At 59.6% G+C, this 13,776-nt stretch carries 13 protein-coding genes and 1 pseudogene; 10 read left to right on the top strand and 4 right to left on the bottom strand.

All coding sequences use genetic code 11. The annotated features are described in order from the left end of the window. Positions 1-49: 49 nt before the first annotated feature. Both ABJN75_RS23995 and ABJN75_RS23990 read right to left on the bottom strand, forming a co-directional pair. Positions 50-742, bottom strand: a complete 693-nt coding sequence (locus ABJN75_RS23995; protein WP_348442204.1) for a DsbA family oxidoreductase — start codon at positions 740-742, stop codon at positions 50-52. A 21-nt stretch (positions 743-763) separates the two neighbouring features. Next, positions 764-2,587 carry an extracellular solute-binding protein gene (locus ABJN75_RS23990; RefSeq protein ID WP_348442203.1) on the bottom strand — a complete coding sequence of 608 codons (1,824 nt, stop codon included), beginning with the start codon at positions 2,585-2,587 and terminating at the stop codon, positions 764-766. Positions 2,588-2,886: 299 nt separating this feature from the next. Here ABJN75_RS23990 and ABJN75_RS23985 point away from each other — a divergent pair, with 299 nt between their 5' ends. Next, entirely contained in the window at positions 2,887-3,495 is a 609-nt protein-coding gene (locus ABJN75_RS23985; protein ID WP_348442202.1) for an invasion associated locus B family protein, read from the top strand. 106 nt (positions 3,496-3,601) lie between these two features. Here the strand turns inward: ABJN75_RS23985 and hspQ are convergent, their stop codons facing one another. After that, the gene (gene hspQ, locus ABJN75_RS23980; protein ID WP_348442201.1) at positions 3,602-3,931 is read right to left on the bottom strand and encodes a heat shock protein HspQ; all 330 of its coding nucleotides are present in this window, start codon (positions 3,929-3,931) and stop codon (positions 3,602-3,604) included. A gap of 135 nt (positions 3,932-4,066) precedes the next feature. Between hspQ and ABJN75_RS23975 the strand changes: the two genes are divergently transcribed. Continuing rightward, positions 4,067-5,029, top strand: a complete 963-nt coding sequence (locus ABJN75_RS23975) for an AEC family transporter (protein ID WP_348442200.1) — start codon at positions 4,067-4,069, stop codon at positions 5,027-5,029. Positions 5,030-5,032: 3 nt separating this feature from the next. On the opposite strand, the gene ABJN75_RS23970 is transcribed toward ABJN75_RS23975, so the two are convergent. Further along, the gene (locus tag ABJN75_RS23970) at positions 5,033-6,220 is read right to left on the bottom strand and encodes a UbiH/UbiF family hydroxylase (RefSeq protein ID WP_348442199.1); all 1,188 of its coding nucleotides are present in this window, start codon (positions 6,218-6,220) and stop codon (positions 5,033-5,035) included. A gap of 92 nt (positions 6,221-6,312) precedes the next feature. Between ABJN75_RS23970 and ABJN75_RS23965 the strand changes: the two genes are divergently transcribed. The 8 genes and pseudogenes from ABJN75_RS23965 to ABJN75_RS23930 all read left to right on the top strand — a co-directional run. Further along, positions 6,313-7,245: a DUF2182 domain-containing protein gene (locus tag ABJN75_RS23965; protein WP_348442198.1), complete on the top strand. Its 933-nt coding sequence runs from the start codon at positions 6,313-6,315 to the stop codon at positions 7,243-7,245. An 18-nt stretch (positions 7,246-7,263) separates the two neighbouring features. Next, the gene (locus ABJN75_RS23960; RefSeq protein ID WP_348442197.1) at positions 7,264-7,878 is read left to right on the top strand and encodes a DUF1326 domain-containing protein; all 615 of its coding nucleotides are present in this window, start codon (positions 7,264-7,266) and stop codon (positions 7,876-7,878) included. A gap of 25 nt (positions 7,879-7,903) precedes the next feature. Further along, positions 7,904-8,641 carry a phosphatidylcholine synthase gene (gene pcsA / locus ABJN75_RS23955; protein ID WP_348442196.1) on the top strand — a complete coding sequence of 246 codons (738 nt, stop codon included), beginning with the start codon at positions 7,904-7,906 and terminating at the stop codon, positions 8,639-8,641. A gap of 35 nt (positions 8,642-8,676) precedes the next feature. Then, complete coding sequence (locus tag ABJN75_RS23950; RefSeq protein WP_348442195.1) at positions 8,677-9,654, top strand: quinone oxidoreductase; 978 nt, start codon at positions 8,677-8,679, stop codon at positions 9,652-9,654. Between the two features lie 330 nt (positions 9,655-9,984). Continuing rightward, positions 9,985-11,535 (top strand): ABC transporter ATP-binding protein, encoded by a 1,551-nt coding sequence (locus ABJN75_RS23945; protein ID WP_348442218.1) that lies wholly within the window; start codon positions 9,985-9,987, stop codon positions 11,533-11,535. Continuing rightward, positions 11,525-12,619 (top strand): ABC transporter permease, encoded by a 1,095-nt coding sequence (locus ABJN75_RS23940; protein ID WP_348442194.1) that lies wholly within the window; start codon positions 11,525-11,527, stop codon positions 12,617-12,619. The genes ABJN75_RS23945 and ABJN75_RS23940 overlap by 11 nt, the downstream gene beginning before the upstream one ends. Then, positions 12,619-13,539 (top strand): ABC transporter permease, encoded by a 921-nt coding sequence (locus ABJN75_RS23935; RefSeq protein WP_348442193.1) that lies wholly within the window; start codon positions 12,619-12,621, stop codon positions 13,537-13,539. The genes ABJN75_RS23940 and ABJN75_RS23935 overlap by 1 nt, the downstream gene beginning before the upstream one ends. A 76-nt stretch (positions 13,540-13,615) precedes the next feature. After that, positions 13,616-13,776 (top strand): annotated as a pseudogene (locus tag ABJN75_RS23930) (BMP family ABC transporter substrate-binding protein); the annotation flags it as partial.

Raw genomic sequence — 13,776 nt, 5'->3', positions numbered from 1 at the left:
GGCGGGTCAAATCTGACCAGCCACGAGGGTAGCGGAAGCCGGGTATGGCTCAGTTGATATCGGATGCGGTTTCATCCGTTGCCTGCCGCGCTTTCTCCGCTGCTACCTTGCGCATGGCGTCAGCCAGCGCTTCGGCGGGCTGTGCGCCAACGACGGCGTATTGCATGTCGATGATGAAGCATGGCACGCCGGTCACACCCATTTGTCGCGCCTGCTCGATTTCGCCGGTGACGGTATCAAGATCGGCATCGCCCGAAAGCAGTCTTTCAACCACTTCGGTTTCCAGCCCCACCTGCCGGGCGGCTTCAATCAGCACCGCGTTGTCACCGATGTTCTTGCCGTCCTCGAAATAGGCCTTGAACAAAACATCCACCATCTGGTGCTGCGCAGCCAGACCCAGCGAACTGGCCCAGCGGATCAGCCGGTGCGCATCAAGGGTGTTGGGCGACACGGGGATTTTTTCAAAAGCAAAGGGGATATTTTCCTCGGCCCCGGCTGCACGAACAGAGGCATAGGCTTTAATCGCGCCTTCCGGCCCGCCAAACTTGTCCTCGAGATATTGTGTCCGGTCCTTGCCTTCCTTCGGCAAGGTCGGGTCGAGCTGATAAGGGCGCCAGCGGACTTCGACCTCCATCTCGGATCCGATGTCGTCGAGTGCGGCTTCAAGCCGCTTTTTGCCGATATAGCACCAGGGGCACATGACATCGGAAACGACGTCGATGGTCAGCGTAGGAGCGGTCATGGAGTTACCTTCTAGATTGGATCAGGGTTTGGCTGACTTGTCCCACCACGCGGGCAGGTAGTAGCCGTAAAGTGGCGGATCGCCGTCAGGTGCGGCGATATGGCTGCGATGCGCCACCCAGGACTTGCCTAGGTGAAACGCCGGAATGACATAGTGCCCTGACAGCAAAACACGGTCAAATGCACGCACCGAGGAGCGGAAATCCTCCGCGGTGCGCGCATTGAGCATCGCGTCAATGGTTGCATCGATCGCCGGGCTGGCGGCGCCGGCGAAATTGAACGAACCTTCGCGGTCGCGTGATGCCGAGCCCCAGCGGTTGATCTGCTCTGTTCCCGGCGAAAGCGACGAGGTGAACGCCTTCATGATCATGTCGTAGTCGAAGGTTTGCGAGCGCTGTTGGTACTGGGCATCGTCAACGGTGCGGATCTGCATGTCTATGCCGAGTGCCGCAAGCGAACGCTGGAACGCGACCGCGAGCTTTTCCTGCCCCTCGTTCTGGGTCATCAGCGCGAATGAGAAGGGCTTGCCTGCCTGGTCCAGAAGTTTGCCAGCTTCGATCCGGTAGCCTGCTTCCTGGAGCAGCGTCAGCGCCGCGCGGCTCACCTTGCGATCACGGCCGGAGCCATCGGTTTCCTGCAGTCTCCATGTGCCGTCGAGAATGTCGGCGGACACCGCTTCGGGGAAGCGAGCGAGGATTTCCCGTTCGCGCGCATCGGCGGGCTTGCCGTAGCTCGACAGGTCCGACCCATCCCAGAAAGAGTGGGTTCGGGTGTAGGTGTTGTCATACAGGCTGCGGTTTGCCCATTTGAAATCAAACAGCATTGTCAGCGCCTTGCGCACGCGCACATCCTGGAAGAACGGCCTGCGGGTGTTGAAGACAAAGCCATACATGCCCGACGGCGTCTTGCGGTCATATTCCTTGCGGACGACGTCACCGGCGGCCACAGCCGGAAAATTGTACCCCCGCGACCAGTTGGTGGCGCTGCCGTCCGGATAGACATCGAAGACGCCTTTCTTGAAAGCTTCGAATTGTGCGGTCTCGGAAAGGAAATATTCAACCGCGATCTGGTCGTAATTGTCGATGCCTCGCTTGATCGGCAGGTCCTTCGCCCAGTAGTCATCGCGGCGCTGGAACGTGATGCGTTCGCCGGGTTTGATCTCGCTGATCAGGTAGGGTCCCGAGCCAATGCCGGGCTCCAGCGTCGACTGGTCAAATGTCTCGGGATCGGTGGCGTGCCGGGGCAGAACCGGCGACAGCGACAGGATCAGGGGAAACTCGCGGTTGGAATCTTCGTTGAAGGTGAAACGCACCGACAGATCGCTGACCTTCTCCATTTTGGCGACCCTGTTCAGCCGGGTGCTGTAAGGTGGCCGCCCCTTGTCGCGCAGCAACTCCATGGTGAAGATGACATCATCAGCGGTCACCGGTTCGCCGTCCGACCAACGCGCCTTGGGATTGATATTGTACTGGATGAAACTGCGGGCCTCGTCCCATTCGACGGTTTCAGCCAGCAGCCCGTACAGGGTGAACGGTTCATCCTGGGATCGCTGCATCAGGGTTTCATAGACAAGATTGCCGAATTCAGGGTCGACCACACCGCGGGCGGCGGTGCGCATGCTTCTGACAATGAAAGGTCGCACGCTGTCGAAACTGCCGACGACGCCGTAGGTGACTTTGCCGCCCTTTGGAGCGTCAGGGTTTACATAAGGAAAATGGTCGAAATCGGCCGCTAATGCCGGTTCGCCATGCATGGCGATGGCGTGAACCGGTTCTGCATGAGCCGTGCCCAATACCCCGGTCAGGCCGCCCGCAATCATGGTAATTGCTGCCAGCAATCGTTTCATTGTCGATCCTCCAGGGTATGAAGTGCGGCACGGACACAGGCCTCAGCCGTCGATTCTCGGCCAGAAGATATACGTGGGCCTCAGGGCAGGCCACCTTGGAGGGCAAATGAGGCGGTTTTTTTGACGAGAAACCGCCTCCGGGCTGGATATTGGCGTGCTACCGCGCTAACAGGAACGCGAACAAAGCCTTGCTGTCGCCGCATTTTCAATCGAGAAGGCGCGACGAAGTCATGAGGGCGCGGACACCGCGCGAACAGAACGCCGCCCCGGTGGCCGCATTTCAGGAGATTTGGAAGCACATGAACGCAACCACAAAGACCTTTTTCGCAGCCATCATGTCGGCCGGCGTCGCGGCCGCATTCATTCCGGCAACGGCTATGGCGCAGGGCGCCAACCAGGGTTGGTACAAGACCTGCACCAAGCAGGAAGACAATGATGTGTGTGTTGTTCAAAACATCGTCACCGCACCCACTGGCCAGTTGCTCACGGCGATCGGCCTGATTAACGTGTCCGGCAAGGTGAACCGCAAAATTCTGCAGGTGACCGTTCCGACCGCGCGTCTGATCCAGCCTGGTGTCAACCTGCAGGTTGATGGCGGACAGGCCCAGCGCGTTGAATATGCGATCTGCATGCCCGAGACCTGTGTTGCCGAGATCCTGCTCACAGACGCAATGATCGCATCCTACAAAAAAGGCGGCGAACTGGTTCTGACATCGGTCAACTATCAGCGCACCCCGAACCCGCTCAAGATCTCGCTGGAAGGCTTCACCCAGGCCTGGGACGGCGATGCGATCGCCCAGTCCGAACTTCAGGAGCGCCAGCGCCTGTTGCAGGAAGAAATGGCCAAGAAGGCTGACGAAGCCCGCAAGAAGCTTGAAGAAGCGCAGGCCGCAGCGAAAAAGAACTGAGTGCTGCGCACTTGAGACAACAAATAGCCCGGATGCCTCATCGCATCCGGGCTATTGCTTTTTCAGGCCGGCTTGCCGGATTGCTCCGGCCGGCGATCCGATGCGATCAGTGGCTGACCCGTTCCTTCGGGCGATAGACACCATCGACGCGGTTGACGAAAAAATCGGCGACTTGCGGGTGACGGATGGGTGTGTCGCTGTCATCGGTGACCAGGTTCTGCTCGGAGACATAGGCGACATATTCTGTCTCGTCGCTTTCAGCCAGCAGATGATAGAACGGCTGATCCTTGCGCGGACGCACGTTTTCGGGAATGGCGTTCCACCATTCTTCGGTATTGGCATAGATCGGGTCAACGTCGAATATCACGCCCCGGAACGGAAAAATCCGGTGCTTGACGACCTGTCCGATGTGGAATTTTGCGTGTTTGGGCGTCATGTGTTTTTCCTTTGGTCTCCTAAGATGGGAAGTTTGACGGAAAATTCAACTGTTTTACCTTGACGGCGCAGAGCCTGGTACTTACCCCCTCGCAGGGCGGGAGCATTGTTTTAACTGCTTTTACAGGCATCGATAATGGCTGAAATCACTGGTCTGGTGTTACCTTTCTTCGGCCTGATCCTGCTGGGCTACATCGCCGCGCGCATCACCAAGCAACCCCACGAAGCGATGGGTTGGCTCAATACCTTCATCATTTATGTTTCTCTTCCTGCGCTATTTTTCAAGCTTTTGGCGCGCACGCCGATCGAAGAACTGGCGCGTTGGGACTATGTGCTGACCAGCATGATGGTGACCTATACGGTGTTCGCCATTGTCTTCGCTGCCAGCATTCTGGTCCGCCGCGCGCTCATCGCGGAAGCCACCGTGCAGGGGCTTGCTGGCGCTTATGGCAATATCGGGTACATGGGACCTGGAATCGCGATCCTCGCATTTGGCGAACCGGCGGCGGTGCCCGTCGCGCTGATCTTCTGTTTCGAAAACATCATGCATTTCACCATTGCGCCGATGATGATGGCGCTGGCCGGCGGCGATAAACGTGGCGCGGGGGCTCTGGCACTGGGCGTGATCCGCAAGATTGCCTTTCACCCCTTTATTCTGGCCACTGCTGTGGGTGTGGCCGCGGCATGGCTGGAATTCGTTCCGCCTGTCCCTGTTGGGCGGCTGATCGACTACCTGGCACAAGCCGCCGCTCCCTGCGCGCTGTTCGCCATGGGGGTGACGCTGGCGCTGCGGCCACTCAAGCGGGTACCTGTCGAACTCGGCTTCATCGTGCCGATGAAGCTGATCGCCCATCCGGTGATGATGTATGTGGGCTTGAGCGCGATCGGAAATTTCGAACCGGTTTGGGTCTATACCGCCGTTTTGCTGGCGTCGTTGCCCACCGCCACCAACGTGTTCGTGATTGCCCAGCAATATTCGACCTGGGTGGAGCGCGCTTCGGCCACTGTGCTGGTGACCACAGTTACCAGCGTCGCAACGGTATCAGCGCTGCTCTGGCTGATCACCAGCGGAACGTTGCCGCCCGATCTGTTTCCCTGATGATCAGGCGGCGGGCTCGATCGGGCTTTTGCGCCAGCCCGGTGTCATGCCTTCGCGCATCGCCAGAACCCTGAGCGGCGGGATTGCCGAGAGCGCTGCAAGTCCGCCGGCGCGCAAGGCCTGAACCGGCAGGAACGAGCTCAACAGCGCACGGTTGAGCAAATCGACGCCCGCGGTCCGGCTGCCGACATCCAGCCTGCGCTGGCGATCAAATGCGCGGACCGCCTGTGGAGCCTCACGCGGCCCGCCGGCGTCCTTGAGCGACCGGATCGCCTGGGTGATGTCGCGCAGACCGAGATTGAGTCCCTGTGCGCCAATAGGCGGGAAGGCGTGTCCGGTTTCACCGACCAGCATCGTCCGCCCCGCGCCAAAACCGTGAGCAATCAGGCTCGACAGCGGCCAGGATTGAAGGGCGCCCTCGATTTCGATCTTTCCAAGGATCGAGCGCATACGCGTTTCAACCTCAAGATTGAGCTTGGCGCGAGGCATGGCGAGAATGCCATCCACCTGATCGGGATCGACCGCCCAGACCAGGCTGGAGCGGTTGCCGGGGAGCGGCACTTGCGTGAACGGGCCTTGTTCGGTGTGGAACTCGGTCGACGTATCCGCGTGGGGAATACTGTGGGAAAAATTCATCACAAGCGCGGATTGCGGGTAGGACCAGGTCTTGACCCGAATGCCCACTTCTTCGCGCAGTTTTGAGCCGCGGCCATCGGCGGCAAGGCTGGCCAGGGCGGTTATGCGGGCTCCGCCGGCTAGGTTCAGTTCAACAGTGTCATCAGTTTGCGTGGCGGACACGAGCGGGCTTTCGAATCGCTCGATCAGGCCCGATTGGGTCGTGGCGGCTTGAAGCGCATCGAAAAGCGGTTGGTTGGGGATATTGTAGCCGAACGCCTCGAGCCCGATTTCGCTCGACCGGAATGAAACCGGAGGCGCGCGCAGCAGCCTTGTTGTGCCATCGAGTATGCGCATCGTGCGCAATGGCGCACAAGACGGCTGCACCACGTTCCATATGCCAAGCCGGGACAGCAGATCGATGGACTGGGACAACAACGCGGTGGTCCGTCCGTCCTGGCGCGGCGGCGGCGGGGCGACAAAGGCAACCGTCCACCCCTCAGCTGCGGCTGCGAGTGCGGCAACGGATCCCGCCAGTCCGCCGCCCACGACCGTGATGTCATAGTGCTCGCGCATTTCTTCGGCCTTTCAGTTGGTTGCCGATTGCCTAGTTAGCGGGTCATCCTTTACATCGCTTGGCAAACGAACTCCATGGGATCAATTGGCGCATGTTCACGCCTCGCGAAAACAGGGATCCGCTCGACGGCCGGTTTGATCGACTGGACCGGTCGGGACAGGTCATCGCCGGCCTGGCGCGGCGGCCAGTCTGGCCGGTGCTCGCCATGGTGCTGCTGACGGCGGCGATTGCCTGGTGGTTCTTGGTCTCGATGGCCGGATCCATTGCCGATATCGAAGGCTCGGCGCGACCGCTCGGGCCGGGCATGTCACTGATCTCCGGCTTGTTGCCGGTCGAACCGGGATCATTCGCGGCCACCATCGCCGATCTTTGTCTGTCGGGAGGATCGGGCGTCATATCTGCCGGCGGTTCTTCGCTGTCCCTCGCAATTGCCCTGTTTGTCATGTGGTTCGCGATGTCGGCGGCCATGATGCTGCCGACGGCTGCGCCGATGATCCGAACCTATGCAGAAATCGCCGATACCGCTGCTGCCCGCGGCGAGCCGGTGGTTCACCCGGCCGTCCTGACCGCCGGATACCTGGTCGTCTGGGCGGGGGCGTCTTTGGCATTTACCGGTGTCCAGATGGCGATCGGGAAGCTGACAGATGGGTCGGCAACAGGGCCGGTCACAGGCGTCGTTGCCGGAATTGTCCTGCTTGGCGCTGGCGCCTATCAGTTCACACCGCTCAAGCAGGCCTGCCTGGTGAAGTGTCGCAATCCGTTTACGACCCTGTTCGCGCGCTGGCGCACCAGTGTTGGCGGTGTCTTTCGGCTCGGCATGGGGCAGGGTGTCTGGTGCCTGGGGTGCTGCTGGGCGCTGATGCTGATCATGCTCGCGGTCGGCAGCATGAACGTGGTCTGGATGGCGGCGTTGACTCTGTTCACATTTGTGGAGAAAACCGGAGCTGGCCGGGTGACAACGCTCACAGGCGGCGTAATAGTAAGTCTATGGGGTGCAGTGCTCATCTGGGGTGCATTGGCATGATGTGGGGAAAGGAAATTCATGGCTAAAGAATGGGCGTTGAAAGGCGAATTGGTGCTGTCTTGCAATTGCACCGTGTTTTGCCCATGCGTGATTTCGCTTGGCCAGCATCCTCCCACCGAAGGCTATTGCCAGACCTGGGCCGGTTTCAAGGTCGATAACGGCTATTATGGCGAAACCGACCTGTCCGGCCTCAATCTCGGCCTTGTCATGGAAATTCCGGGCTATATGAGCCGCGGCAACTGGACCGCCGGCCTGTTTGTCGACAAGCGCGCCTCGATCTACGCCACCAAGGCGCTGACCAAGATATTTACCGGCAAGGCCGGCGGCACCACATCGCTTCTGTCCATACTTGTCGGAAATTTCCTCGGCGTTCAGCTCGAACCGATCAGCTACGAGATCGAGGACAAGACGCGCATCTTCAAGATTCCCAAGGTCATCGACGGCGCTGTTTCACCGATTCCGGGCAAGACGCATGGCGAGGATACCGTGATCTCGAATTCGGAATACTGGATCGCGCCCGAAATTATCGTCGCCAAATCCGAGCGGTCCAAAATGCGCGCCTTTGGCCGCAACTGGAATTTCGCCGGCCGCTCGGCGGAAATCTGCAAACTGGACTGGAGCGGTCCCAACTAAGATATCCCGGGGAGGGGTTGGCGGCATGAAGCTTCCATTCAGATACCGCCGCGTGCCCTACGCGGAAATACGAGCATTTTCGGTCCACATTCTGACGGCCTCCGGATCTTTCATGGCGTTTCTGGCGCTGGTGGCAGCGGCGGAAGGCCGGTTCGTCGATTTGTGGTGGTGGCTTGCCGTCGCCATGCTTATCGATGGCATAGACGGACCGATTGCGCGCAAACTCAACGTCAAGGAAGTGCTGCCCAACTGGTCGGGCGTGATGCTCGACAATGTGATCGACTATGTCACCTATGTTCTCATTCCGGCGTTCGCGTTGTACCAGAGCGGCATGATCGGCGAGCCGCTGTCCTTTGTCGCCGCCGGTCTGATCGTGGTGTCGAGCGCCATCTACTATGCCGACATGGGCATGAAGACGGACGAGAATTTCTTCTCCGGCTTTCCCGTGGCCTGGAACATGCTGGTCTTCACACTGTTTGTGATCAACGCCTCCGAAATCGTTGCCTTCCTGATTGTGCTGGCAGCCGTGGCCATGACGTTTCTGCCGATTCACTTCCTGCATCCGGTGCGGGTGGTGCGGCTTCGTCCGCTCAACCTGACAATTTTTACGATCTGGTCTGTCCTGTCCGCCTATGCATTGCTGCTGCATTTCCGCAGTCCCGATTGGCTGATGTGGGCGGTTATGGTGACAGGCGGTTACCTGTTCGTCATTGGTGGAATCATGCAAGTGTTCCCCCGACTCGGCAAACGGACAGCAGCCTGAACTTGAAATAGAATTACCGGTTTGAGTGGAGACAAATGATGAAGGCAATCCTCGTTTCGAAATGCGGCGGTCCGGAAGTTCTGGAGTGGCGCGATCACGAAGTCGGAAACCCGGGTCCGGGAGAAGTCCGCATTCGTCACGAAGCGGTGGGTCTCAACTTCATCGATGTCTATTATCGCACAGGACTTTACCCCGCGCCCAACGGCTTGCCGCTGGTGCCGGGCAACGAGGGGGCCGGCATTGTCACTGCGGTGGGCGAGGGGGTTACGCTTTTTAAGGAGGGTGATCGCATCGCCTACGCCGGTCCGATTGGCGCCTACACCAGTGAGCGGGTGATTGCGGCCGACAGGATCGTCAAGGTTCCCGAGGGGATCGAACTCGACGTTGCAGCCGGCATGATGCTCAAGGGCATGACCGCGGAATATCTGCTTCGTCGCACCTATGCGATTCAGCCTGGGGATAAGATTCTCTATCATGCAGCCGCCGGCGGCGTCGGACTGATCGTCGGCCAGTGGGCTAAGGCGCTCGGTGCCACCGTGATCGGAACCGTTGGTTCGGAGGAAAAGGCAAAACTCGCCCAGGCCAACGGATATGATCACGTGATCAATTACCGGACCGAGGATTTTGTTGAGCGGGTCAGGCAGATCACCGACGGCAAGGGCGTCGATGTGGTTTATGATTCGGTCGGCAAGGATACGTTTCCCGGCTCGCTCGATTGTCTGCGGCCGCGTGGACTCTGGACGAGTTTCGGCCAGTCTTCGGGACCGATTGAACCCTTTAATATCGGGATTTTGTCGCAAAAGGGATCGCTGTTCGCGACCCGACCGACCCTGTTTTCCTACATCGCCAGCCGCGCCGACCTCGAGGCGTCGGCAAACGCCTTGTTTAACGTCGTCTCGCGCGGAGTAGTGAAGATCGGTATCAATCAACGGTATCCGCTCGCCGAAGCCGCGCGCGCCCATGCAGATCTGGAAGCGCGCAAGACCACCGGCACCACCGTGTTGATGCCTTGATGTGCAAGGAATCAGAACCCAGCGAGTTGAAACACTCTCAAGATAATGTTGGTAATATGTCGCAGTTTCGGTCTTCGGCTGAATATCGAAATTCACCTGACTATGAAAACATTTGATATTTTCCGTCGCCGGTCACTTGTGCGGCGCACAATTGTTGCGTTTGGCGGGTATTGCAGCGATGGGGAAGACCATAAAGATCCCTTGAATTTCAAGGCCAGATAGTGAAGCTTGTTTCTTGTGCTTTTAGGAAAATGCCTCAAAACTAGGCGAATCCGGAAAGTGCGGAGTTCAGGGGGTGATGTGGAAAACAAACAAACCGAGATACCGCTTCTGGAAACGAGGGGGCTGACCAAGATCTTCGGAAGCTTGCGGGCCTGTGACGGTATTGATCTGGCGATCGCTCCGGGTGAGGTTCATGCCTTGCTTGGCGAAAATGGCGCAGGCAAATCGACACTGGTCAAGATGCTGTTCGGCGTCCTCGACCCCAGCGGTGGCGAGATCCTTTGGAAGGGCAAGCCAGTCAAGATCGGCAGTCCCGGCGAGGCGCGCGCAACGGGCGTCGGCATGGTGTTTCAGCACTTTTCGCTGTTTGAAGCCCTGACCGTTGCTGAAAACATCGCTCTGGCGCTGGATGGAAATGTCCCCATCGAGAAGATTTCGGACGAGGCGCGGCGGCTTTCTATGGAATATGGCCTGCCGCTGGATCCGTCGGCCCATGTGGCTGACCTTTCCGTCGGCGAGCGCCAGCGGATCGAGATCGTCAGGGCGCTGTTGCAAAACCCCGAACTGATCATTCTCGACGAACCCACTTCTGTGTTGACGCCGCAGGAAGCCGACAAGCTGTTCGAGACCCTGGCCAAACTCAAGGCCGAAGGGCGGTCTGTTCTCTACATCTCGCATCGCCTTGAGGAAGTTCAGCGCATTTGTGACCGGGCCACAGTGCTGCGCCACGGCAAGGTGACGGGCGCATGTGACCCGCGCAACGAAACGCCTTCGTCGCTGGCCCGCATGATGGTTGGCGGCGAAGTGGCCGAAATTACCGGCGCCGGCCTGGGCGAACCCGGTGAGGTGCTGGTTGAGGTTCGCAATCTGTCCTCGCCGGCGCGGACCCCGTTCGCGGTTGCCTTGAGCGAGGTCAATCTGACTGTCCGGGCCGGAGAGGTCATTGCCATTGCGGGTGTAGCTGGCAACGGGCAGAGCGAGCTTTTCGATGTGCTCTCGGGTGAGGATACGGTTTCCGATCCGGATTCGATTCGCATCGCGGGTCTTGCTGCGGGTCGCCAGGGCATCACCGCGCGCCGGCTCATGGGATGCAGTTTCGTGCCTGAGGAACGCCATGGCCACGCGGCAGTCCCCAACATGAACCTCAGCGGCAACCTGGTGCTCTCGCGCTATGCTTCTGACCGCAAGGTCTTCCTGAGGGGCGGCTGGCTGGGTTTGATCAACAACGGCCCCGTGGCTTCTGCCACCAAGCGGATTTCCTCCGCGATGGATGTGCGCAAGTCCCTGGTCGATCCTCCGGCGGGATCACTGTCGGGCGGCAATCTGCAGAAATTCATCGTCGGTCGCGAGCTCGACCGTCAACCGCGGGTCATGGTCGTCAATCAGCCGACCTGGGGTGTGGATGCAGGTGCGGCCAGCCGTATACGGCAGGCATTGGTCGATCTGGCCAAGAGCGGTTCGGCTGTCATCGTCATCAGCCAGGATCTTGACGAAGTGTTCGAGATTGCCAGCAGCATCTCGGTCATCAACGAGGGTCGGCTGTCGACGCCGGAACCGACCTCGATCATGACGCGAGAACGGATCGGATTGCTGATGGGCGGCTTTCACGACGGCACCGCCCGGTCTGGTCACGCGTCGGAGGCAAGCCATGCACATTGAATTGCAGAAACGACCGGTGCCGTCGCGGCTTTTCGCCGTACTGTCACCGTTTATCGCGCTCGGCCTGACACTGGTGGCCGGCGCCATCCTGTTCATGGCGCTGGGCAAGAATCCTTTCGATGCGCTCTACAGCTTTTTCATCGAACCGTTGACCGAAGTGTGGTCGATCCACGAATTGACGATCAAGGCGGCTCCGCTGATCCTGATCGCGGTCGGCCTTTCAGTCTGCTACCGCTCCAACAACTGGAATATCGGCGCCGAAGGCCAGTTCATCATGGGCGGCATTCTCGGCTCGCTGGTGCCGATACTGCTGCCTGGTTTCCAGACATGGCTGACCCTGCCGCTGATGCTCCTGTTCGGCATGGCAGGCGGCGCCGCCTGGGGTGCGATCCCGGCTTTTCTCAAGAACCGGTTCAACACCAACGAGATCCTGACAAGCCTGATGCTGGTCTACACCGCACAACTGTTTCTCGACTGGCTGGCGCGCGGCGTGCTCAGGGATCCCAACGGCAACAATTTTCCCGGGTCCATAAGGTTTCCCGCGGCCGCCCAGTTGCCCGAAATCATGCCGTCGCAGGGCAGCGCCCATTATGGCATCCTCCTGGCCATCGTCGCCGCGATCATCATATGGTTCATGCTGCGCTTTACGCTCAACGGCTTCGAGGTCCGGGTTCTTGGCGCCAATCCGCGGGCAGGGCGCTTTGCCGGATTCTCGCAAAAAAGAATGACCTATTTTGCCTTCCTGCTTTCAGGCGGGCTTGCAGGTCTTGCGGGCATAAGCGAAGTCTCCGGTGCTATCGGCCAGTTGCGCGAAACGATTTCACCCGGCTACGGCTTTACCGCCATCATCGTTGCATTCCTGGGCCGGCTCAGTCCGCTCGGGGCCATTGCCGCGGGCTTCATGCTGGCGCTGACCTATCTCGGCGGCGAGGCGGCGCAGATGACCTTGGGCATCTCCGACAAGGTCGGTCGGGTGTTCCAGGGCCTGCTCCTGTTCTTCGTTCTCGGCTGCGACACGCTGATCCAATATCAAGTGCGGCTGGTGCTGCGCAAAGCGGCCCCTGCGGCTGGAGGTCAATCCTGATGGATATTGCCCAGAACATTCTGCTGACCATCATGACAGCGGCAACGCCCTTGTTGATCGCCGCCATCGGAGAATTGGTGGTCGAGCGCTCGGGTGTGCTCAATCTTGGCGTCGAGGGCATGATGGTGATCGGCGCGGTCTGCGGTTTTGCCGCGACATTACTGACCGGCTCGCCCTGGATCGGCATGCTGGCGGCGGTTGCCGCAGGTGCGCTCTTCTCGCTGTTGTTCGGTGTTCTGACATTGTCGCTGGCCGCCAACCAGGTCGCCACCGGTCTGTCGCTGACGCTGCTCGGGCTGGGTCTGTCAGGCATGATCGGGGAGAGCTTTGTCGGCTCGGCCGGGATCAAGCTTGCCAGACTCGACATTCCGGTGTTGAGCGATATTCCGCTGATCGGGCGGCTTGTCTTTGCCCAGGATCCGATCTTCTACATCTCGCTGATCCTGACCGGCGGCGTCGCCTGGTTCCTGTTTCGCACCCGCGCCGGATTGACCCTGCGCGCCATTGGCGACAATCATGCCTCGGCCCATGCGCTGGGCATCAACGTGCTCAAGATCCGCTATCTCGCGGTCATGTTCGGCGGTGCCTGCGCAGGTCTCGCCGGTGCACATCTGTCGCTGGTCTACACCCCGCAATGGGTGGAGAACATGACCGCGGGGCGTGGCTGGATTGCGCTTGCGCTGGTGGTGTTCGCATCGTGGAGGCCATGGCGCGTGCTGGGCGGCGCCTATCTGTTCGGCGCCGTGTCGATCGGTCAGTTGCATGCCCAGGCGCTCGGCTTCGGCATTCCCTCGCAATTCCTGTCAGCCTTGCCCTATGTGGCAACAATCGTGGTCCTCGTGATCATTTCACGTGACCGCCGCTTGACACTGATGAACACTCCGGCTTCGCTGGGGCAACCTTTTGTACCCGACCGGTGAGACACGACCGCAACGGCGCGATATAGCAAACCATTCCATCCGGCAAAGCCGGAGGAGCAACAGAGAGGTGAACGAAATGAGAAAGATTGTTTTTGCGTTGGCGGCAACGCTTGCAGTGACTGCGGTCACGAGCGCACTGGCTGAAGAAAAGTACAAGGCCTGCTTCATCTATGTCGGATCGAAAACCGATGGCGGCTGGACCCAGGCGCATGAAGTCGGACGTGAATATGCCCAGGA

The sequence above is a fragment of the Hoeflea sp. genome (assembly GCF_039975035.1).
GTDB lineage: Bacteria > Pseudomonadota > Alphaproteobacteria > Rhizobiales > Rhizobiaceae > Hoeflea.
Note: the sequence above shows the minus strand (reverse complement) of the source record. Positions and strands in the feature narration are given on the sequence as shown.